Source organism: Actinoallomurus iriomotensis (assembly GCF_030269445.1).
Lineage (GTDB): Bacteria > Actinomycetota > Actinomycetes > Streptosporangiales > Streptosporangiaceae > Actinoallomurus > Actinoallomurus iriomotensis.
On sequence record NZ_BSTJ01000021.1, the window covers coordinates 66,825 to 88,609 of the forward strand.

The window sequence follows — 21,785 nt, forward strand, 5'->3', positions numbered from 1 at the left end:
TCGGCTCCCCCGCCAGGAGGAAATCCATGAGAAGACACCCTCGATGGCGATCGTTACTGGTCGCCCTGTCGCTCCTGTCCGGCGCGCTCGTCGCCGGGCAGGCCGCCCATGCCGCCGACGTCCAGTGCAAGGTCGACTACACGGCCAACGACTGGGGGTCCGGCTTCACCGCGAACCTCACGCTGACCAACCTCGGCCCGGCGATCAACGGCTGGACGCTGAAGTACTCCTACGCCGGTAACCAGCAGCTCAGCCAGGGCTGGAGCGGCGACTGGTCCCAGTCCGGCAAGGACGTCACCGTCAAGAACCTCAGCTGGAACGGCACGCTCGCCACGAACGCGAGCATCAGCCTCGGCGCCAACTTCACCTACAGCGGCACGAACACCGCGCCGACGTCGTTCTCCCTCAACGGCACGACCTGCACCGGCGCGCACCAGGCGCCCACCGTGGCCCTGACCAGCCCCGCCGCCGGCGCGACGTACTCCGCGGGCGCCACGATCCCGCTGGCCGCCACCGCGACGGCCGCCGACGGCGCGTCGGTCAGCAAGGTCGAGTTCTACGACGACACCACGCTCCTCGGCACCGACACCTCGGCGCCGTACGCGTTCGACTGGACGTCCGCGGCGGCCGGTGACCACTCGCTGTACGCCAAGGCGTACGACAGCCAGGGAGCCACGGCCGAGTCGACGCCCGTGGGCGTGCACGTCGTGAGCGGGCCCGCGGTCGTCGCGAGCCCGGCGGCCCTGGCGGTCCAGCAGGGCAAGAGCGGGACGTTCGGCGTGAAGCTGTCCGGGCAGCCGTCCGGCAACGTCACGGTCACCGTCACCCGCACCAGCGGGAACACCGGGCTGACCGTCTCCGGCGGCGGCACGCTGACCTTCACCTCGGCGAACTGGTCCACCGCGCAGAACGTCACGGTCAGCGCCGACGCCTCCGGCACCGGCGCGGCGGTGTTCACCGCGAAGGCCACCGGCTACGACGCCGCCACGGTCACGGTCACCGAGACCAAGTCCAACGGGGCGTACGAGGACCGCTTCCTCACCCTCTACAACAAGATCACCGACCCGGCGAACGGCTACTTCAGCAAGGAGGGCATCCCGTACCACTCGGTCGAGACGCTGATGGTCGAGGCGCCGGACCAGGGTCATGAGACCACCTCCGAGGCGTACAGCTACCTGATCTGGATGCAGGCGGTGTACGGCAAGGTCACCGGCGACTGGAGCAAGTTCAACGCCGCGTGGGCGCTGATGGAGAAGTACATGATCCCCTCGCACGCGGACCAGCCGACCAACTCCTTCTACAACGCGAGCAAGCCCGCGACGTACGCCCCCGAGCACGACCTGCCCGACCAGTACCCCGCGCAGCTCGACTCCGGCGTGACCTCCGGGCAGGACCCCATCGCCGCGGAGCTGAAGTCCGCGTACGGCACCGACGACATCTACGGCATGCACTGGCTGGAGGACGTCGACAACGTCTACGGCTACGGCGACACCCCCGGCGGCGGCTGTGAGAACGGGCCGTCGACCAACGCGCCGTCCTTCATCAACACCTACCAGCGCGGAGCCCAGGAGTCGGTGTGGGAGACCATCCCGCAGCCGACCTGCGACAAGTTCGCCTACGGCGGCAAGAACGGCTACCTGGACCTGTTCGTGGGCGACTCCTCGTACGCCAAGCAGTGGAAGTACACCGACGCGCCGGACGCCGACGCGCGCGCCATCCAGGCGGCGTACTGGGCCGACACATGGGCCAAGGCGCAGGGCAAGAGCGCGGACGTGTCCGCGACCGTGGCCAAGGCCGGGAAGATGGGCGACTACCTGCGCTACTCGTTCTTCGACAAGTACTTCAAGAAGATCGGGAACTGCACGAGCCCGAGCTGCCCGGCCGGCACCGGCAAGGACAGCGAGCACTACCTGCTCTCCTGGTACTACGCCTGGGGCGGCGCGACCGACACCAACGCCGGCTGGGCCTGGCGCATCGGCGACGGCGCGTCCCACTCGGGCTACCAGAACCCGCTCGCGGCGTACGCGCTGGCCAACGACACCGCGATGCAGCCGAAGTCGGCCACCGGCGTGGACGACTGGAAGAAGAGCCTGCAGCGCCAGCTGGAGTTCTACCGGTGGCTGCAGTCCTCCGAGGGCGCGATCGCCGGCGGCGCGACGAACAGCTGGGGCGGCGCGTACGGCACCCCGCCCTCCGGCGACTCCACCTTCTACGGCATGGCCTACGACTGGGAGCCGGTCTACCACGACCCGCCGAGCTCCCCTCCACCCTGCACTGGAGCGGCCAGCCGGACACCTGGAACGCGTCGAGCCCCGGCGCGAACGCCGGCCTGCACGTCACGATCGCCGACTACACGAACGACGTCGGCGTGGCCGCGGCGTACGCCAAGACGCTGTCCTACTACGGCGCCAAGTCCGGTGACGCGACGGCGAAGTCCACGGCCAAGACCCTCCTGGACGACATGTGGACGAACGACCAGGACGGGATCGGCATCTCGGTGCCGGAGACCAGGACCGACTACAACCGCTTCACGCAGGCCTACAGCACGTCCAACCCGAACCATGACGGCGTGTACGTGCCGCAGGGCTGGACCGGGACGATGCCGAACGGCGACCCGATCAACTCCAGCTCGACGTTCCTGTCCATCCGGTCCTGGTACAAGCAGGACCCCGCCTGGTCGAAGGTGCAGAGCTATCTGAACGGCGGGGCCGCCCCGACGTTCAACTACCACCGCTTCTGGGCCCAGTCCGACATCGCCATGGCGATGGCGACGTACGGGCAGCTCTTCGACCAGTGACAAGCCGGTCCCGGGGACGCGAGGGAGCGCTTCCCGCGTCCCCGGGGCCCCCACCTCCGCGAGGTGCCCCCCCATGGAATCCGCCCGAACCCGTGCCGCCCTCACCGTCTTAGGCGCGCTGTTCCTCCTGCTCGCCCTCGTGCCGGTCGCCCGTCCCGCCCGCGCCGCCACGCAGCTCTGCGGTGCGACGCAGACCGTCGCGGTGAACGGCGGAGAGTACATCGCGCAGAACAACGTGTGGGGAGCGAGCACCCCGCAGTGCATCAGCGTCTCCGGCACGTCGTTCACCGTCGACTCCTCCGGCCACGCCAACCCGACCAACGGCGCGCCCGCGTCGTACCCGTCCCTGTTCAAGGGCTGCCACTGGGGCCTGTGCACCACCGGCAGCGGCCTGCCGGTCCAGGTCGGCTCGATGCCCGCGGTGACGAGCGACTGGAGCACCGTCCAACCGGCCTCCGGCACGTACGACGTGGCGTACGACCTCTGGTACGACACCAAGCCGGCCACGACCACCGACCCGGACGGCGCCGAGGTGATGATCTGGCTGAACAGCCGCGGGGGCGTGCGGCCCGCCGGGTCCCGCATCGCGAGCGGCGTGTCCATCGGCGGCGCCACCTGGGACGTCTGGTACTCCCGCATGAACTGGAACTACATCGCGTACGTCCGTACCTCCGGCACCACGTCGGTGAGCGGCCTGGACCTGCGCGCGTTCACCCGTGACGCGGTGACCCGCGGTTACATCCAGAACTCCTGGTACCTCATCGACGCCGAGGCCGGGTTCGAGATCTGGCAGGGCGGGGCCGGGCTGGCCACCGGGTCCTTCGCCGTCACGGTGGGCGGTGGGGGAGAGACGCCGCCGCCCACGTCCGGCGCCGCGTGCGCCGCGAACCTGCGCGTCGACAACGCCTGGTCCGGCGGCTTCACCGCCACGGTGACCGTCACGAACACCGGCGATCGCGCGCTGGCCGGCTGGTCCGCGGACTGGACGCTCCCCGCCGACCAGAACGTGGCGAACGCCTGGAACGCCACCGTCACCCAGAGCGGCCGGTCGGCGCACGCGGTCAACGCCTCCTACAACGGAGCCCTCGCCCCGGGCGCGGCCACGACGTTCGGCTTCCAGGGCACCGGGTCCGCCGCCGGCGCCACCCCGCTCACCTGCACACCCGCCTGAACCCCGTCCCGGGGGAGCCACCCCCGGGAGCGCGTCCGCCAGAGTCCCGAGGAGGACATATCCGCATGAATGTCAACGTCCATCGTCCGCGCGCGGGCCGATCGGCAGCGGTGGCGCTGGCCGCCCTGCTGCTCGGTCTCGTCTCGGCGCTCGTCGCCGCCGGGTCGGCGCACGCGGCGACCGGCTGCAAGGTCACCTACACCACCAACGACTGGGGCAGCGGTTTCACCGCCAACCTCGGCATCACCAACCTCGGCGATCCGCTCACCTCCTGGACCCTGGAGTGGGACTTCGCCGGCAACCAGCAGGTCACCCAGGGCTGGAGCGGCACCTTCACCCAGAACGCGAAGCACGTCACGGTCAAGAACGCCTCCTACAACGGCGGTCTGGCCACGAACGCCTCGACGTCGCTGGGCTTCAACGGCTCCTACTCCGGCTCGAACGCCGCGCCCACGACGTTCAAGCTGAACGGCGTGACCTGCGACGGCACCACCGGCGGCGGCGACGGCGGCAACCCGACCCCGCCCCCGGGCGACGGCTCCCACGCCGACAACCCGTTCACCGGCGGCAAGGGTTACGTGGACCCTGAGTGGTCCGCCCAGGCACAGGGCGACGGCGGCAGCGCGGTGGCGAACCAGCCCACCGCCGTGTGGCTCGACCGGATCGCGGCGATCAACGGGGCGAACGGCGGGATGGGCCTGCGCGCCCACCTCGACGCCGCGGTGTCCCAGGGCGCGAGCTACGCGCAGTTCGTCATCTACGACCTGCCCGGCCGGGACTGCGCGGCGCTGGCCTCCAACGGCGAGCTCGGCCCGACAGAGCTCAGCCGCTACCAGAGCGAATACATCGACCCGATCGCCTCGATCATGGCCGACTCGAAGTACGCGAACCTGAAGATCGTCACCTACATCGAGCCGGACTCGCTGCCCAACCTGGTCACCAACGTCAGCGGCAACACCGCGACCACCGCGTGCCAGACCATGCAGCAGAACGGCAACTACGTGAAGGGCGTCCAGTACGCCCTGAACAAGCTGCACGCGATCAGCAACGTCTACACCTACCTCGACGCGGGGCACCACGGCTGGCTCGGCTGGGACAGCAACTTCGGTCCCTCCGCGCAGCTGTTCGCCACCGTCGCCCGCGGCACGACCGCCGGGGTGAACAGTGTTGACGGCTTCGTCATCAACACCGCCAACTACTCGCCCACCACCGAGCCGTACCTGCCGGTCAACGACCAGACCCGCCAGTCGAAGTGGGTGGACTGGAACTACTACGTCGACGAGTCGAGCTTCGGCGCGGCGTTCCGCCAGCAGCTCATCTCCGACGGCTTCCCGTCCGGCATCGGCATGGTCATCGACACGTCCCGCAACGGCTGGGGCGGTTCGAGCCGCCCGACCGGCCCGAGCTCGGCCAGCGACATCAACACGCAGGTCAACGCCGAGCGTGTCGACCGCCGGCCGCACGTCGGCGACTGGTGCAACCAGTCCGGCGCGGGGCTCGGCGCGCGGCCGACCGCGGCTCCGGCCGCCGGCTTCGACGCGTACGCGTGGGTGAAGCCGCCGGGCGAGTCCGACGGTGCCAGCAAGTCCATCCCCAATGACGAGGGCAAGGGCTTCGACCAGATGTGCGACCCGAACTACGGCGGCAACGTCCGCAACGGCAACAGCCCGAGCGGTGCGCTGCCGGACGCCCCGCTGTCCGGGCACTGGTTCTCCGCCCAGTTCCACCAGCTGGTGCAGAACGCCTATCCGCCACTCTCCTGAGGCACGCGGCGGGCGGGGACGACTGGAGGCGTCCCCGCCCGCCGCGCTTTCGTTTGCTTTCGGCGCGATTAATGCCGAGGATGCGTCCGTAGGCGGATTATGGATGGCCAATACACCCTGCGAGAACAAGCGTTAGGCTCGGCGCCGTCAATGGTGGGCAAAGGCGGCCTCGGGGGAAAATCGTGACGGAACATCAGCAGGAACCGGTGCGCGCAGACGAAGCGGGCGCTTCGGCAACGGGTCCGGAGGTATTCCAGCCGCTGACCGAGGACGACCCGCGTACCGTAGCCGGATACCTGCTCAGCGCCCGGCTCGGGGTCGGTGGCATGGGCAAGGTGTACCTCGCCTACACGCCCGGCGGACGGCCCGTGGCGATCAAGGTGATCCGCCCCGAGTTCGCCGAGAACCCGGAATTTCGCCGCCGGTTCCAGCAGGAGGTGCGGGCCGCGCAGCGTGTGCAGGGCCTCTACACCGCGCCGGTGATCGACAGCGATACCGAAGGTCCGCGGCCATGGCTGGCCACCGCTTACGTACAGGGGCCCTCCCTGCACACAGCGGTCACCACACACGGCGCGATGCCGGTGGCGACCGTTCTGCGGCTCGTCGCTGGGATCGCCGAGGCGCTGCAGGCCATCCATCACGCGGGCATCGTCCACCGCGACCTCAAGCCGTCCAATGTGCTGCTCGCGGTCGACGGGCCGCGCGTTATCGACTTCGGTATCGCGCGGGCCGTCGACACCACCGCACTCACCGGCACCGGCGTCAGTGTCGGCACCCCGTCCTTCATGGCGCCCGAGCAGGCGGCCGGGACGAGTTGCACCGAGGCAACCGACATCTTCGCGCTCGGCCAGATCGCGGCCTTCGCCGCGACGGGCGTCCCCGCCTTCGGTGACGGGTCCTCGCACGCCGTCCTCTACCGGATCGTGCATCAGGACCCGGACCTGTCCCGGCTGCCGGACGAGCTGCGGGAGATCGTCGCCGGATGTCTCAGCAAGGACCCGGCGCTACGGCCGTCCACCGCCCGGATCATCGAAATGTGCGGCCAGGCGTCCCAGGACCCGGCGCTGCGTCGCCCCGACGGCTGGTTGCCGTCCTCCTACGCCGCCGATCTCACCCAGGCGGCCGCCCCGGCCCCACCGCCGCAGCCGACGCACCCGCCGACACAGGCGGCCACGGTCGCCTGGGGCCCCGGCCGCCATCCGAACCATCCGGGTCCCGCGACAGCCGGGGGTTACCCGCCGGGGGCGGTGCCGCCTCAGCCGACGCACCCGCCGACGCAGGCGGTCCCGCACACACCGCCGACGCACCCGCCGACACAGCCGGCCACGGTCGCCTGGAGCCCCGGCCGCCATCCGAACCATCCGGTTCCCGCGACAGCCGGGGGCTACCCGCCGGGGGCGGCGCCGCCGCAGCCGTCCCGCAAGCGGAACCGTGCCGGGCTGGTCGTCGCGGGACTGGCCGTTGCCGCGCTCATCGGTGGCGGCGCGTACCTGGTGGGGCACCAGGGGGCCGACAACGGCTCACAGAGCGCCCAGGGCGGGAAGAAGGGCGATGCGCCGCGGTCCGGCGGCGCGACTTCGGGCGGCACCAGCGGAGGGAACAAGGCCCCGGCGGCACCGAAGGGTGCCGTGTACAGGAATCTCAACATTCCTGCCGGTTACTCGGTGACCTTCGCCGACGATCCGCCGCGGCCGGAGCAAGCCGACGTGCACTACGAAGGAGACTTCGGTTACCTGAGCGGCATGACCGAAGCGCCCAACGTCGCCACCAACCTGACCAAGAACACCATGGCGCTGCTGGAGGCCGGTGAGCCGGGTACGCTGGCCGGCTGTCGCGCCGACACCCGATACACCACGTCCATCGAGAGGGACAAGCTCGGCAAGGGGTCCCGGATTTGCGTGAAGACCGGCTCCGGGCACTACGGCCTGGTCACCGTGCACGGTTTCTCGCCCGAGAAGTCACCGAGCCAGTTCGTCAGCGTGGACCTCACCGTCTGGCGCAACGTGGCCTGAAGGGTGTCATTACTCGGCTTGGCTTCGTGAACCGGGCCGATGCACTGTCGGACGTCGTGCGTCCTCGACGTTTGTGGGCCATTGGTCGCTGCTGGTCGCGGGGCCGCTTGTCGGACGCGTGGGTGCGGATCGCCGGGCAGGGGAGGTCCGTTCTCGGCGTTCTTACGTGAGCGGAATTCTCTGCTGTCAGAAGAACGCTGCGATCGAACATGGTCGGCACTCCGCGGTGCTACCGCCTGATCAGCCCAGCCGGACCTCGCGGTCGCATTGTGCGGACCGCTCGCCGGTTTCGACAACAGCGCCGTCTCCTACAGCTTCGGTGGGGCGGCGGTGGTGGCGCGGAGGACCACCTCGCCGGAGATGCGTTCGACGCGGCTGCGGCGGGCCGGGGCGCGGAGGGCCAGACTCATGACGCGCTCGCCCATCCCCTCCAAGGGGAGGGCGACCGTGGTCAGCGATGGGACGAGGTCGCGGACGATCGGGATGTCGTCGAAGCCGGCCAGCGACACCTGGCTCGGCACGTCGATGCCGTGGTGGCGGAAGGCGGACAGCGCGCCGATCGCCATCACGTCGGTGAGGGCGAACACGCAGGTCGCCCGCGAACCGCGGCGGACCAGCTCGGTCGCGGCGGCGAATCCGCCGTCACGGCTGAACGACCCCTCGACGACCTGGTCGTCGGGCAGTGGCACCCCGGCCTCGGCCAGGGCGTCGCGGAACCCGCCGAGCCGGTCGACGACGGTGGTGAGCGCGCGCGGGCCGGTGAGCACCGCGAAGTCGCGATGGCCGAGGGCGAGCAGGTCGCGGGCGAGCGCGGCGGCGCCCTCGCGGTTCTCCGGCTGCACAGTGTCGACGCGCAGGCCGCGGTGGCGGCTGAGCACGGCGACCCTGCCGCCGGCCCGTACGTACGGGTCGAGCTCGGCGCTCATCGAGCGTTCCCATGCGCGGTCCTCGAACCCGGATCCGACGAGCAGGATCGCCCGTGCGCGCTGCGCGCGGAGCATCGCGACATAGTCGACCTCGCGCGTCGGGTCGCGGAACGTGCTGGCCAGCATGACCAGCAGGCCGTGCTCGGCGGCCGTGCGGGTGACGCCGCGGGCGATCGCCGCGAAGTACGGGTCGCTGACGTCGTGGCAGATCAGGCCGATGGCCTGGCTGGAGGCGCGGGCGAGCGCTTGGGCGTGCGCGTTGGGCGCGTACGCGAGCTCGGACGCGGCGGCCAGCACGCGTTCGCGCAGGTCGGGGCGGACCTGCGTGGTGCCGTTGAGTACGCGGGAGGCGGTCGCGAGGGAGACCTCCGCCCGCCGTGCGACGTCCTGCAGCGTGACGTGCGCACCGCCGCCGGCGTCATCCGGGCCGTCGGCGGCGTCCGGGCGGGCCGTCTTCGCCCGGGCGTGTACGGCCGGGCGTTCCGGTCGGTGTTCCTTCAAGTTCGCGTCCTCCTGGCTCCAGCATGCCGCGTCCGTGCGGCGAAGCGGAGCGGGGGGCGGGCCGTCCACGACGGAAGTCCGGACAGTTCGCCACATAACTCCTCTTGACCGCGCCGTACGCCATCCCTACGGTAACAGAAAGCGCTTTCAGAATGCGCTTTCTGGGAGCGCAGGGTCAGAGCACGGAGGAGCTCATGGTGAGTCAGAGCACCACATCCAGTGTTCCGGTGGCGGGAGTCGCCGAGCGCGACCGGCCGGGGGCCGGCGAGCAGGTTCTGGACGCGGTCGCGCGATCCTGGCGGCCCGTCGTGCTGCTCCTCGCCTGCCTCGTCCTCTGGTGGGTGATCACCGCAGCGGAGCTGGTCGAGGCCTACCTGGTGCCGTCACCCGCCAAGACCCTCCAGGTGATGAGCGACAAGGCGGGCTACATCTGGCACCACACCTGGATCACGACGTACGAGACGCTGCTGGGCTTCGTCATCGCGGCGATCGTGGGCGTCCTCGCCGCCGTCCTCATGGTGTACTCCTCCTCGATCGAGAGGACGCTCTACCCGGTGCTGCTGTTCGCGCAGGTCATCCCGAAGGTCGCGATCGCGCCGCTGCTCGTCGTCTGGCTCGGCTTCGGCCTCGCCCCGAAGGTCGTCGTCGCGGTGCTCATCGCCTTCTTCCCCGTCGTCATCTCGATGGTCACCGGCCTGAAGGCGGTGGACCCGGAGATGATCCAGCTGTCGGCGACGATGGGCGCTGGACCGCTCCAGACGTTCTCCAAGATCCGATTCCCGGCCTCGCTGCCGCATCTGTTCTCCGGCCTGAAGGTCGCCGTGACACTCGCTGTCACGGGTGCCGTCGTGGGCGAGTTCGTCGGGGCCAACGAGGGACTCGGGTACGTGATCCAGCAGGCCAACGGCAACCTCGACACCCCCATGCTCTTCGCCGGTCTGCTCGTCATGTCCCTGATCGGCGTCGTCCTGTTCGTGCTCGTGGAGTTCGCCGAGAAGCTACTGCTGCCCTGGCACGCCAGCCGTCGCGGCGCCGCCGTGACCACCACTTACTGACGGACGGCGTACCCGTCCCGCCGACCTGCTGACGCGATTCTGACCTACCGACGGAGACGATCATGAAACTGCGCAGCCTCGTCCTCACCCTGGTCCCGATCGTGGCGATCGTCGCCGCGTGCGGGGGAGGAGGTGACAAGACCACCAGTGCCTCAGGCAAGAAGCTGGACAAGGTCACGCTGACTCTCAACTGGTACCCCTACGGCGAGCACGCACCGTTCTACTACGGCAAGAAACAGGGCATCTTCGAAAAACACGGCATCGACCTGGAGATCAAGGCGGGGCAGGGCTCGCAGAAGACCGTGCAGGCGACCGGCGCGGGCCAGACCGACTTCGGCTGGGCGGACACGCCGGCGCTGCTGGCGGGGGTCTCCCAGGGACTGCCGGTCAAGAGCATCGGTGTCTACCTGCAGACGACGCCGGCCGCCGTGCAGTTCTTCTCCGACAAGGCGTTCAAGTCGCCGGCCGACCTGAAGGGCAAACGCATCGCGGCCACCGCGGGTGACGCGCCGTCGCGGACGTTCCCGGCGTTCCTCAAGAAGAACGGCCTGGTGGAGTCCGACGTCCAGCTCCAGAACACCGACCCGGCGGGAAAGATGGCCGCGGTCATCTCCGGCAAGACGGACGGCCTGATCGGCTACGCCAACGACCAGGGCCCGACGATGGCCGCCAAGGCCGGCAAGCAGGTGTCGTACCTGAAGTTCGCCGACTTCGGCCTGAACTACTACTCCAACGGCCTGCTCGTCGGCGACCGCAAGCTCAAGAGCGATGCGGACCTGGTCAAGCGCATGTCCGCCGCGACCAGCGAGGCGTGGGCGGCGGCCGAGAAGGACCCGGCGAACGCCGTCGCCGCCATGCAGGGTGCGTCCCAGCAGCTCCCGGCGCCGACCGTGCTGACCGACCAGTTCAAGACGACGCTGAGCCTCCTGCACACCGACGCCACCAAGGGCAAGGCCCCGGGCGTCAACACCGACGCCGACTGGCAGCAGACCATCAGCGTCTTCACACAGAGCGGCCTGATCTCCAAGGCGCAGCCGCCCTCGGGGTACTGGGACTCCTCCGCCGGCCCGCAGGGCTGACCGACCGGAAGGTGACGACGATGGCCGGACCCGGGAGCACACGGGAACGAGGACAAGTGGTCGAGCGAAGCGAGGGGACCGGCAAGGAAGCGGGCCGTGGCGGGAGCGTCCGGCTGGAAGACGTGGCCGTGCGGTTCCGCACGAAGAAGAAGGACGTCACGGCGCTGCGGGACGTGTCGCTCGACGTGGCCGAGGGCGAGTTCGTGGCCATCGTCGGCCCGTCGGGCTGCGGCAAGTCGACGTTGCTCAAGCTGGTCGCGGGCCTGCTCAAGCCGTCCTCCGGGAGCGTGCGGCTGCGGGAGGAGCCGGTGACCGGCCCGCGCAACGACATCGGGTACGTCTTCCAGCGGGCTGCGCTGCTGGAGTGGCGCAGCGCCCGGCGCAACATCCTGTTGCAGGCCGAGATGCGCCGGATGCCCGCCGACCGGTCCCGCCGGCGCACCGCGGATCTCATCGCGATGACCGGGCTCGCCGGCTTCGAGGACGCGTACCCGCACGAGCTGTCCGGCGGCATGCAGCAGCGGGTGGCGCTCTGCCGGGCGCTGCTGCACGAGCCGCCGGTCCTGCTGATGGACGAGCCGTTCGGCGCGCTGGACGCGCTCACCCGCGAGCAGCTCAACATCGAACTGAACCGCATCTGGCGGGAGACGCGGACGACCGTCCTGCTGGTCACGCACTCGATCGCGGAGGCGGCCTACCTCGCCAACCGGATCGTCGTGATGACCGACCGGCCCGGCACCATCGCCGAGGTCATCGACGTCGACCTGCCCGACGAGCGCGACTACGCCACGACCATGGCGCGTCCGGAGTTCGCCCGTGCCACCGGCCGGATCCGCGACCTGCTCGGCGCGGCCTCGGCCGCGGACTGACCGACACCCGGCACAGAGCGACGACCGACCACCCGCAGAGAGGAACACACAGGGATGGCACGCAGGTCCATTGGGATCGTTTTGAACGGCGTGACCGGCCGGATGGGGTACCGCCAGCACCTCGTCCGCTCGATTCTGGCGATCCGCGACCAGGGCGGGCTGACGACCGCCGACGGCACCGTGCTGTGGCCGGAGCCCGTCCTCGTCGGCCGCAGCGAGGCCAAGCTGCGCGCCGTCGCCGAGCGGCACGGGCTCACCGAGTGGTCCACCGACCTGGACAAGGCGCTCGCCCGGCCCGACGTCGAGGTGTACTTCGACACCCAGATCACCGGCGCCCGGGCCCCGGCGGTCCGGGCGGCGATCGAGGCGGGCAAGCACATCTACACCGAGAAGCCGCTCGCCGAGGATCTGCAGGAGGCGCTCGAACTCGCCCGGCTCGCCGACGGCGCGGGCATCCGGCACGGCGTCGTGCAGGACAAGCTGTTCCTGCCGGGGCTGCTCAAGCTCAAACGCCTGGTCGACGGCGGATTCTTCGGGCGCGTCCTGTCCGTACGCGGCGAGTTCGGCTACTGGGTGTTCGAGGGCGACTGGCAGGAGGCGCAGCGCCCGAGCTGGAACTACCGAGTGGAGGACGGCGGCGGGATCATCGCCGACATGTTCTGCCACTGGCGGTACGTGCTCGACAACATCATCGCGCCGGTCCGCTCGGTGCAGGCCCTCGGCGCGATCCACATCCCCGAGCGGGTCGGTGAGGACGGCCGGCCGTACGCCGCGACGGCGGACGACGCCGCGTACGGGATCTTCGAGCTCGAGGGCGGCGTGATCGCACAGATCAACTCCTCCTGGACGACCCGGGTGTTCCGCGACGAACTCGTCGAGTTCCAGGTGGACGGCACCGAGGGCAGCGCGGTGGCGGGACTGCGCCGCTGCCGGGTGCAGCACCGGTCGATGACGCCCAAGCCCGTGTGGAACCCGGACCTGCCCGCCACCGAGGACTTCCGCGCCCAGTGGCAGGAGGTGCCGGACAACGCCGAGTTCGACAACGGGTTCAAGGCGCAGTGGGAACTGTTCCTGCGGCACGTCGCCGACGACGGCGAGTTCCCGTGGGACTTCTACGCGGGCGCGCGAGGCGTCCAGCTCGCCGAGCTGGGCCTGCGCTCGTGGAAGGAGGGCCGTCGCATCGAGGTCCCGGAGCTCGCCAAGTGAAGATCGACCTTCCCCGGGCGGACGGCTCGCTCGTCCCGTACACGCTGGGCGAGCCGGGCGCGCATCCGCCGCCGGCGGCCCCGGCGACGTCGCGCGTCGCGTACGCCGCCGCGCACGTGGTCGTCGACCCGCTGGCCGACCCCGAGCGCCTCGACTGGGAGACCACTCTGGCCTTCCGCCGCCACCTGTGGTCGTACGGGCTGGGCGTCGCGGAGGCCATGGACACCGCCCAGCGCGGCATGGGCCTCGACTGGCCGACGACGCGCGAGCTGATCGAGCGAAGCGGGGCGGAGGCGCGGGCCTGCGGCGGCCGGATCGTCTGCGGCGCGGGCACCGACCAGCTCCCGCCCGGACCGGCGCCGCTGGACCGGATCGTCGCGGCGTACGAGGAGCAGCTCGCCGTCATCGAGGCGGCCGGCGGGACGCCCGTCATCATGGCGAGCCGCCAGCTCGCCGCCTCGGCCACCGGGCCGGACGACTACGCCGCGGTGTACGGGCGGCTGCTCGGCCAGGTCGCGCGGCCGGCCGTGCTGCACTGGCTCGGCCCGATGTTCGACCCGGCGCTGGAGGGCTACTGGGGCTCGGCCGACCTGGACGACGCCGCCCGCAGCGTCCTGGCGATCATCGTCGACCACGCCGGCGCGGTCGACGGCATCAAGGTGTCGCTGCTGGACGCCGGGCGGGAGATCGCGCTGCGCCGCGCCCTGCCCGCCGGCGTGCGGCTCTATTCCGGCGACGACTTCAACTATCCCGAGCTCATCCGCGGCGACGACCAGGGCCACAGCGACGCGCTGCTCGGCGTGTTCGACCCGATCGCGCCCGCCGCGGCGGCCGCCCTCGGCGCGCTGGACGCGGGGGACCTGGCGGCGTACGAGCGGATCTTCGCCCCGACCGTGCCACTGGCCCGGCACATCTTCACCGTCCCGACGTACTACTACAAGACGGGCGTGGTGTTCGTCGCCTGGCTGGCCGGGCACCAGGCGCACTTCAGCATGGTCGGCGGTCTGGAGAGCGCCCGCTCGGTCCCGCACCTGGTCCGGCTCTTCGAGCTCGCGGACCAGGCCGGCCTGCTGCCCGACCCGGAGCTCGCGGTGGCCCGCATGCGCGCGTGGCTCACCGTTCAGGGAGTGGCCACATGAGCCTCGAACGATTCAGCCTGAACCAGTGGACGACGCGATACTGGCCCCTGCCGGACCTGGTTGCGGGCTGCGCCGAGGCCGGGGTGACCGGCGTCGGGCTCTGGCGTGAACCGGTGGCCGAGTACGGCCTGGCCCGTACGGCGAAGCTGGTCCGCGACGCCGGGCTCACCGTGACGTCGCTGTGCCGGGGCGGGTTCTTCCAGCAGCCGGACGCGATCGCGGAGAACCGCCGGGCGATCGAGGAGACCGCCGAGCTGGGCGCGCCGGCCCTGGCGTTGGTCAGCGGCGGGCTGCCCGAGGGCTCCCGCGACGTCGACGGCGCGCGGCAGCGGGTCGCCGACGCGCTCGCCGAGCTCGCGCCGTACGCCGGGCGGCACGGCGTACGGCTGGCGATCGAGCCGCTGCACCCGATGTACTGCTCCGACCGTTGCGTGGTCTCGACGCTCGACCAGGCGCTCGACCTGGCCGCGCCGCACCCCGCCGCGCAGGTCGGCGTCATGGTCGACACCTACCACCTGTGGTGGGACCCGGGCGCGTACGCCGCCATCGCGCGTGCCGGGGCCGAGGACCGGATCGCGCTCTTCCAGGTGGCCGACTGGATCACTCCTCTGCCCGAGGGCGTCCTGACCGGGCGCGGGATGCTCGGCGACGGCTGCGTCGAGCTGCGCCGGTTCCGTACGGCCGTGGACGAGGCCGGCTACACGGGGCCGATCGAAGTCGAAATTTTCAACGACGACCTCTGGGCGATGCCGGGGGCGGAGGCGCTGTCGCTGTGCCTCGCCCGCTTCGCCGAGCACGTGACCTGATCCGAGCTGTCTGGAGCGCGTGAGCGCATCCTCCGCCGACCACGCCCCGAAGGAGGCCGCCGAAACCCTCTCTTGACCCTGTGATCGCCCTCGCCTACGTTCGGGAAAGCGTTTACAGAAAGCGCTTTCCGCCTATCGACCCCATGGGTGGCAGAATGACGAAGTTCAGATGGTGCCTTCTGATAACCGTCGCTCTACTCGCGGCTCTGTTCACGGTGCCCCAGCAGGCCGCGCTCGCCGACGAAACTCCCGTCACCGACCCGATCCCCGAACGACCGATCACCTCCGACCTGGGGCTGGTCCTCCAGGAGTACGCGCAATTCCCCAAGTCCGAGCCCGTTCCCGCGCCCGTCGACGCCCGCCTCATGCGCTGGGCGCGGATCAACTTCATCGGTGAGGTGCCGGACGGCTCCGGGCGGATGTACGTGCCGGACCTGAACGGCAACCTCTACGTCGTCCGGAACGGACAGCCGCACGTCTACCTCGACGTCAAGGCGCAGTTCGAGCCGTACTTCTTCTCCGGGCGCGGCCTCGGCCAGGGCTTCGGCATCGTCGCCTTCGACCCGGGCTTCCGGACGAACGGGAAGTTCTACACCATCCATACCGAGCTGGCTTCCAGCACGACCAAGGTTCCCGACCTGACGCCGCAGGCGGGCACCATCTACCACGGCGTCGTCGACGAGTGGACCGCCGACGATCCAAAGGCGGACACGTTCCACGGAACGCACCGGGAGATCCTCCGGCTCGGCTTCGGGGGACAGATCCACGGCATCCAGGAAATGGGTTTCAACCCGAACGCCAAGCCGGGCGACAAGGACTACGCCAAGCTCTACATCGCCGCCGGTGACGGCGGACAGGGCCAGGCCGCCGGCAACGACGACCCGCAGAACCTCGCGGTCCCGCAGGGCAAGCTCCTGCGGATCGACCCGCACGGGAACAACAGCGCGAACGGCAAGTACGGCATCCCGGCCGACAACCCGTTCGTCGGCAAGTCCGGCGCCCTCGGGGAGATCTTCGCCCTCGGCTTCCGCGACCCGCACCGCTTCAGCTGGGACACCGGCGGCAGCCATCAGCTGTTCCTCGGCCACATCGGCGAGCACGCCATCGAGGGCGTCTGGGACATCCGCGCCGGCGACAACGCCGGCTGGCCGAACCGCGAGGGCCCGTTCACCTTCGTGAAGAACGACCGCTGCGACCTGTACCCGCTGCCCGAGGACGACGCGAAGTACAACTACGACTACCCGGTGGCCGCCTACGACCACGACCCGCCGGCCGGCTGGAACTGCAGCTCGGACATCGGTAAGGCGATCTCCGGTGGCTACGTCTACCGCGGCCACAAGCTGCCCGAGCTGTACGGCAAGTACGTCTTCGGCGACCTGGTCGACGGCGCGGTCTACTACACCGAGCAGAGCCAGATGCGCCGCGGCGCCGCGCGGGCGCCGATCCACCAGCTCCAGACGTTCGACACGAGCGGCCACCGGCTGACGATGCAGCAGTTCGCCGGCGACAAGCGCGTCGACCTGCGCTTCGGCCGTGACAGCAAGGGCGAGCTCTACCTGCTCTCCAAGGCGAACGGCAAGATCTGGAAGGTAGTCGGCACGCGGCACTTCGCCGCCGGATCGGTGGGCCACACCCATGTGGGCGGCACGGCGGGCGCGAAGAACTGGGCGCCGGTCACCCCGTCGAAGTGGAAGTTCGAGGGTGACCAGACGATCCTGGCCGAGGCCGGCACCGAGCGTCCCGGCCCGCGTCGCCCGTTCGAGTACGCGGTGCTCACCAAGGGGCCGAAGTTCGGCACCGAGCGGATCGACGCCGACGTGCGGATCGACACTCCGACGGACGTCACCAACCGAGATGTGATCATCGTGTTCGGCTACCAGTCGGACACGCAGTTCTACTACGCGCATCTCTCCCAGGACAATTCGATCTACCCGCACAACGGGATCTTCGTGGTGAACAACGCCGACCGGCTGCGGCTCGAGGACCAGTGGGACCCGCTACGGTCGCGCGGCGCCGAGCCGTCGATCACCGACATGAAGTGGCATCACGTGACGGTGATCCGGCACGTCGACACCGGTGAGATCGCGGTGTACCTCGACCACGCGAAGGACCCGCGGATGACGGCGGTCGACAAGACCCTGGGAGCCGGTCGCGTCGGCTTCGGGTCGTTCGACAACACCGGACGGGTCCGCAACTTCAAGGTCACCGGCACGGCGGCCGGCGCCTGACCGCGGGCTCGGGCCGCCGGTCCGGGGCCCGAGCCCCCCGCGCAATTCCGGCGGTCACCGTCCCAGGGCGGTGACCGCCGGACCCCAGACGCACGTGGAGGGAACATGAGAGATCTCAGCGCGACCCTACGGTCCCGGCGCCTGCTGGCCGCCGCCGTGGCCACCCTGGTGTGCGGGCCGCTCGCGGCGACCGCGGCCCGGGCGGACACCGGCGCGGCTTCGGCCCAGGGCAACGGCGACCACGCCCTGTCGGCGGTGATGCCGAGCCTGCGGCCCAACCTGGTCTCCTACTACGACTTCGAGCACCCCGTACGGGGCAACCCCGGGCAGGAGAGCGACCGCGGGTTCTCCGGCACGACCATCGACCTGATCAACGGCGGAGCCGCCATGCGCGTACGGGACAGCGTGTCCCCGGGCGGCGGCCACGCGATCCAGACCCGGCAGGTGAACCCCGCGACCAAGGGCAACGACGACTGGAAGGCCGGAACGTACTCGGCGACCGGCGTGCCGACCCTGCACGCCTTCAACGCCGCCAAGGAAGCCTCGATCATGGGCTGGTTCAAGGTCACCGGCTCCAACCCGAGCCTCAACTCCCAGACGTCGAACCCGTCCGACTACTACAACGCGGTAGGCCTGGCGGGCCTGCTCAGCGGCGACTCCCAAGGCCACGACGTACGGGCGCTGCTCGAAGTGATCGACGTGTCGGGCACCCTGCGCGTCGTCGCGCTCGGCCGCCGCATCGACGGCGGCAAGTCGCAGACGTTCGCCGCGAACCAGGACTGGCAGAGCATCCTGACTCCCGGCACATGGGTGTTCCTCGCGGCGTCGTTCGACTACGACCACGGCACGATGCGGCTCTACAAGAACGGCCGGCCACTGGACGGCTTCTACACGACGGCCGGCGACCCCTGGCAGATCGACACACCGGGCACACACCGCACCACGGCGACCGACCCGCGCGGCATCAAGATCGGCGGAAGCTTCCCCCAGAACACCGCCGAGATGAACCCGTGCAACTGCCGGATGGACGACCTGATGTTCCTGAACCGGGCCGTGACCGACAAGGAGGTCTGGCAGCAGTATCACCGGACCGTCTCGGGCCGCCACTGACCGAGACCGTAGGGTGAGCCACCCCCAGGCTCACCCTACGGCTCACCCCGGGAGCGGCGAGCTGTCGAACGCGGAGATCGCGCGTCGGCGGACCGCCCCGCTGTCCGGGCACTGGTTTCTGCGCCCGGTTCCACCAGCTGGTGCAGAACGCCTACCCGCCACCCTCCTGAGGCACGCGACGGGCGGGGACACCTCGGTGTCCCCGCCCGTGGCGCTCACGTGGACTGCCGCCACTTGGACGCGAGCGGTGCCCACTCATCGAGTCGGGCGAGCATCTGCGACTCGGTTCCGGCCGGCAGCAACAGCAGGCACCGGTCGATGCCGGCGTCGGCGAGCGTGGCCAGCAGCCGGTCGTCCGGTGGGGTGTTGAACACTGTGATCGGGATCGTTCCCCGACCGGCGTCGGTGGCACGCCGGCGCAACGCCGCGGCACGCTCGCTCAGTTCGCCGGCGTCGGCAAGCCCGTCACATTGCGGGAGCCAGCCGTCGCCGAACGCGAGGACCCGATCCTCGGCGCCGGGGCCATTACCGCCGACCAGGACTGGCGGATGCGGCCGCTGGTGCGGCTTGGGCCAGGACCAGATCGGCTCGAAGTCGACGTACTTTCCGTGGAACTCGGCCTCGTCGTCGGTCCAGATCCGGCGCATCGCCATCACCCGTTCGGCCAGCAGCGCCATCCGGGTGCGCGGGTCGGTGCCATGGTTGGCCAGCTCCATGCGGTTCCAGCCGGCGCCGACGCCGAACAGGAATCGACCGCCCGACAGCTGGTCAAGGCAGGCGACCTCTTTTGCCGTCACGATCGGGTCCCGCTGAGTCAGCAGGCACACTCCGGTGCCGAGCTTGAGCGTGCGGGTGACCGCGGCGCCCGCGGACAGCGCCACGAAGGGGTCGAAGGTTTCGGCGTAGTCCCGGGTCGACCCCCCGTCGTTCCGCCGGCTGTGCACGGGGATGTGGCTGTGTTCCGGAAAGAACAGTGACTCAAAGCCGCGTTCTTCTATCGTGTGGGCCAGCTCGTGCGGCGTCATGCCGTACGAGCCGGCGAAGGTAGTGATTCCGATGTCCACGCCAGGAACCTAATACCAGCAGCGGATCATTGCAGCGCGTTCGATCGTCCGCCATGGATGAACGTGGGCGAATGCGTTGTGCGGACCGCTCAGCGATTCTCATTCCATCCGCGGCTTCGGAGTTCAGTGTTGTTCATGAGAAGCCTGCGCATCGCTCCGTAGCTCACGCCGAACTCTTCGGCGACGCGGCGGATCGACCATCCCTGCTCGTACAGCCGTACGGCGTCTCGCGCGTTTCGCTGGGGATCGGCTGAACCGGCGGACTCCAGTTTCGCGGTGATGTCGGTGCGGCGGTAGCGGCGGTGGCCGCCGGGCGTCGCGAGCGCGGTGAGGATCCCGTCGCGTGCCCATCGGGCGATGGTGGTGGTGCGGACGCCGAAGATCTCGGCGACTTCGCGTGGCCGGAGGAGGTCGTCGTCGGGAGAAGGTCCGAGGTAAGGCACGAGGGAGCCGATCTAACTCGATCTACGGGGAGAGGGATCACGCCGGGCCGGTCTAGGTGTTCGTCCGTATCTCTGCCGGAATGTGGAAGCCTGCCCGGACGACCTTGACCACCCGACCGCCGACCTCGCGAACCTCGTACTCCCAGCCGTCCGACAACGCCGCCACGAGCAGCATGCCGCGCCCGGATTCGGTCATGACGTCGAGATCACCGGCAGAGTGCACCACGGGTGCGTCCGGTGAATGGTCCATCACATCGACCCGCGCGACGCCGCGCGCGACCGACAGGCACACCGCGAACTGATCATCGTCACCCCGAGCGGCGTGGCGCACGGCGTTGGTGGCCAGTTCCGAGACGACCTCTTGAACACGGTCGATCAGGTGATGCTGCGCGCGGAGCTGCGCATCGTCGCCCGCTTGGGGATTCGTAATGAGATAAAGCCATTTCACCGCAAATCGCCGCGCCTCGCGTACCTGCGCGGCATCGGCCGCGTAGACCCGGAGTCGCCCCGGCTCGATACCGGATGGTAGCCATTCATCGGCCGGTGCATTTAGTACATCCATGATGTGCCCGATCTGTGAGTCTGGGCTCTGTGACAGGCCCCATAGTGGCCCCCCCGTGAAAGAATGGGATTTCACAGTGAACATTGAAAAACCCAGGAGTCGCCGATGGGCAGCGTGAAGAACGTCGATCCGATGACGTCTATGTGGGCGTGGTTAGCCTACGACCTGCGAAGATATCGCCTCGCGAGAGGAGAAACGCTCGCCACCGTCGGCCGGATCATGCGGGTGGGCACGTCAAGCGTCTCGAACTACGAGGCTGGAGAACGCCGTCCTGACCTCAAGGGTGTGAAATCGCTGGATGAAGCATGGGACACATCCGGGCATTTCACTCGTATCTTTATCTACGCCCAGACCGCCCATGTTCCCGATTGGTTCCGTGAACACCTGGTGTATGAACAGCGGGCGCACACGGTGCGGATCTTCGAACCGCTCGCAGTCCCCGGCCTGTTCCAGACACCGGAGTATGCGCGTACGGCGCTCACGGCCGGCGGCGTGCAAGACATCGAGCAGGCACTGGCGGCGCGCCTTGACCGTCAGAAGATATTCACTCGGCCGAATCCCCCGCGTGCGTGGGTACTGCTCGACGAAGGGGTCATAGATCGCCCGGTCGGTGGCAAGGCCGTCATGCGTGAGCAACTCGCGCATCTTCTGGAAATGTCTCAGCTGCCCCACGTGGTGGTGAGGATCGTCCCGCGCGCCGTCGGCTATCACATGGGGCTGGATGGGGCGTTCAAGACCATGTCCGTAATGCCGGAGGGCGACGTGGCATACACCGAAGCCTCAGAAGGGGGCAGACTGGTGCTGGACGCCCAGGGGGTCGCCCGGTTTGCACTACGGTTCGAGCAGATCGGGGCGGACGCCCTAGGTAGAACCGCTAGCCGAGAGCGGATCGCTGAAGCATTGGAGTCCATGACATGAGTACGCCTGCCGAGACGTGCGGTCCCGTATGGCGGAAGTCCAGCAGGAGCGGATCACAGGCGCAGTCAGATTGCGTCGAAGTCGCGTCTGGCATGCGCGAGGACCTCAACGCCCAGGCTTAGTCAGCACCCTTCAC

The 21,785-nt window shown here is 69.6% G+C and carries 17 protein-coding genes and 1 pseudogene; 14 read left to right on the forward strand and 4 right to left on the reverse strand.

What is annotated here, in order from left to right; all coding sequences use genetic code 11:
- The first annotated feature begins 26 nt into the window (after positions 1-26).
- From QSK37_RS49390 to QSK37_RS49405, 4 genes and pseudogenes are all read left to right on the forward strand, one after another.
- Positions 27-2,797 (forward strand): annotated as a pseudogene (locus QSK37_RS49390) (glycoside hydrolase family 48 protein).
- A gap of 73 nt (positions 2,798-2,870) precedes the next feature.
- Positions 2,871-3,968 (forward strand): GH12 family glycosyl hydrolase domain-containing protein, encoded by a 1,098-nt coding sequence (locus QSK37_RS49395; protein ID WP_285636487.1) that lies wholly within the window; start codon positions 2,871-2,873, stop codon positions 3,966-3,968.
- Positions 3,969-4,033: 65 nt separating this feature from the next.
- On the forward strand, positions 4,034-5,731 hold the full coding sequence (locus QSK37_RS49400; RefSeq protein ID WP_285636490.1) for a glycoside hydrolase family 6 protein: 1,698 nt from the start codon (positions 4,034-4,036) through the stop codon (positions 5,729-5,731).
- A 206-nt stretch (positions 5,732-5,937) separates the two neighbouring features.
- Complete coding sequence (locus tag QSK37_RS49405; RefSeq protein ID WP_285636493.1) at positions 5,938-7,743, forward strand: serine/threonine-protein kinase; 1,806 nt, start codon at positions 5,938-5,940, stop codon at positions 7,741-7,743.
- Between the two features lie 308 nt (positions 7,744-8,051).
- On the opposite strand, the gene QSK37_RS49410 is transcribed toward QSK37_RS49405, so the two are convergent.
- Positions 8,052-9,062, reverse strand: coding sequence for a LacI family DNA-binding transcriptional regulator (locus QSK37_RS49410; protein ID WP_285636537.1), 1,011 nt, complete (start codon positions 9,060-9,062; stop codon positions 8,052-8,054).
- Between the two features lie 302 nt (positions 9,063-9,364).
- Here QSK37_RS49410 and QSK37_RS49415 point away from each other — a divergent pair, with 302 nt between their 5' ends.
- From QSK37_RS49415 to QSK37_RS49450, 8 genes are all read left to right on the forward strand, one after another.
- A complete protein-coding gene (locus tag QSK37_RS49415; protein WP_285584029.1) occupies positions 9,365-10,225 on the forward strand; it encodes an ABC transporter permease in 861 nt (286 codons plus the stop codon).
- Between the two features lie 62 nt (positions 10,226-10,287).
- Entirely contained in the window at positions 10,288-11,304 is a 1,017-nt protein-coding gene (locus QSK37_RS49420; protein ID WP_285636496.1) for an ABC transporter substrate-binding protein, read from the forward strand.
- Positions 11,305-11,360: 56 nt separating this feature from the next.
- Positions 11,361-12,173, forward strand: a complete 813-nt coding sequence (locus QSK37_RS49425; RefSeq protein ID WP_285636499.1) for an ABC transporter ATP-binding protein — start codon at positions 11,361-11,363, stop codon at positions 12,171-12,173.
- A 54-nt stretch (positions 12,174-12,227) separates the two neighbouring features.
- Positions 12,228-13,379, forward strand: coding sequence for a Gfo/Idh/MocA family protein (locus tag QSK37_RS49430; RefSeq protein WP_285636502.1), 1,152 nt, complete (start codon positions 12,228-12,230; stop codon positions 13,377-13,379).
- The gene (locus QSK37_RS49435) at positions 13,376-14,518 is read left to right on the forward strand and encodes a dihydrodipicolinate synthase family protein (RefSeq protein ID WP_285636505.1); all 1,143 of its coding nucleotides are present in this window, start codon (positions 13,376-13,378) and stop codon (positions 14,516-14,518) included. The genes QSK37_RS49430 and QSK37_RS49435 overlap by 4 nt, the downstream gene beginning before the upstream one ends.
- Positions 14,515-15,324 (forward strand): sugar phosphate isomerase/epimerase family protein, encoded by an 810-nt coding sequence (locus QSK37_RS49440; protein ID WP_285636508.1) that lies wholly within the window; start codon positions 14,515-14,517, stop codon positions 15,322-15,324. Before QSK37_RS49435 ends, QSK37_RS49440 begins: the two co-directional genes overlap by 4 nt.
- 155 nt (positions 15,325-15,479) lie before the next feature.
- On the forward strand, positions 15,480-17,552 hold the full coding sequence (locus QSK37_RS49445; RefSeq protein ID WP_285636511.1) for a PQQ-dependent sugar dehydrogenase: 2,073 nt from the start codon (positions 15,480-15,482) through the stop codon (positions 17,550-17,552).
- A 105-nt stretch (positions 17,553-17,657) separates the two neighbouring features.
- Positions 17,658-18,662 carry a LamG domain-containing protein gene (locus QSK37_RS49450; RefSeq protein WP_285636514.1) on the forward strand — a complete coding sequence of 335 codons (1,005 nt, stop codon included), beginning with the start codon at positions 17,658-17,660 and terminating at the stop codon, positions 18,660-18,662.
- Between the two features lie 215 nt (positions 18,663-18,877).
- On the opposite strand, the gene QSK37_RS49455 is transcribed toward QSK37_RS49450, so the two are convergent.
- The 3 genes from QSK37_RS49455 to QSK37_RS49465 all read right to left on the reverse strand — a co-directional run bounded on the left by QSK37_RS49455 (position 18,878) and on the right by QSK37_RS49465 (position 20,731).
- Positions 18,878-19,726 (reverse strand): LLM class F420-dependent oxidoreductase, encoded by an 849-nt coding sequence (locus tag QSK37_RS49455; protein WP_285636516.1) that lies wholly within the window; start codon positions 19,724-19,726, stop codon positions 18,878-18,880.
- Between the two features lie 89 nt (positions 19,727-19,815).
- Complete coding sequence (locus QSK37_RS49460) at positions 19,816-20,169, reverse strand: helix-turn-helix domain-containing protein (protein WP_285636519.1); 354 nt, start codon at positions 20,167-20,169, stop codon at positions 19,816-19,818.
- 52 nt (positions 20,170-20,221) lie between these two features.
- On the reverse strand, positions 20,222-20,731 hold the full coding sequence (locus QSK37_RS49465; RefSeq protein WP_285636521.1) for an ATP-binding protein: 510 nt from the start codon (positions 20,729-20,731) through the stop codon (positions 20,222-20,224).
- 105 nt (positions 20,732-20,836) lie between these two features.
- Between QSK37_RS49465 and QSK37_RS49470 the strand changes: the two genes are divergently transcribed.
- Complete coding sequence (locus tag QSK37_RS49470) at positions 20,837-21,649, forward strand: helix-turn-helix domain-containing protein (protein ID WP_285636524.1); 813 nt, start codon at positions 20,837-20,839, stop codon at positions 21,647-21,649.
- Positions 21,646-21,771, forward strand: coding sequence for a DUF397 domain-containing protein (locus tag QSK37_RS52030; RefSeq protein ID WP_432705682.1), 126 nt, complete (start codon positions 21,646-21,648; stop codon positions 21,769-21,771). The genes QSK37_RS49470 and QSK37_RS52030 overlap by 4 nt, the downstream gene beginning before the upstream one ends.
- Positions 21,772-21,785: the final 14 nt, after the last annotated feature.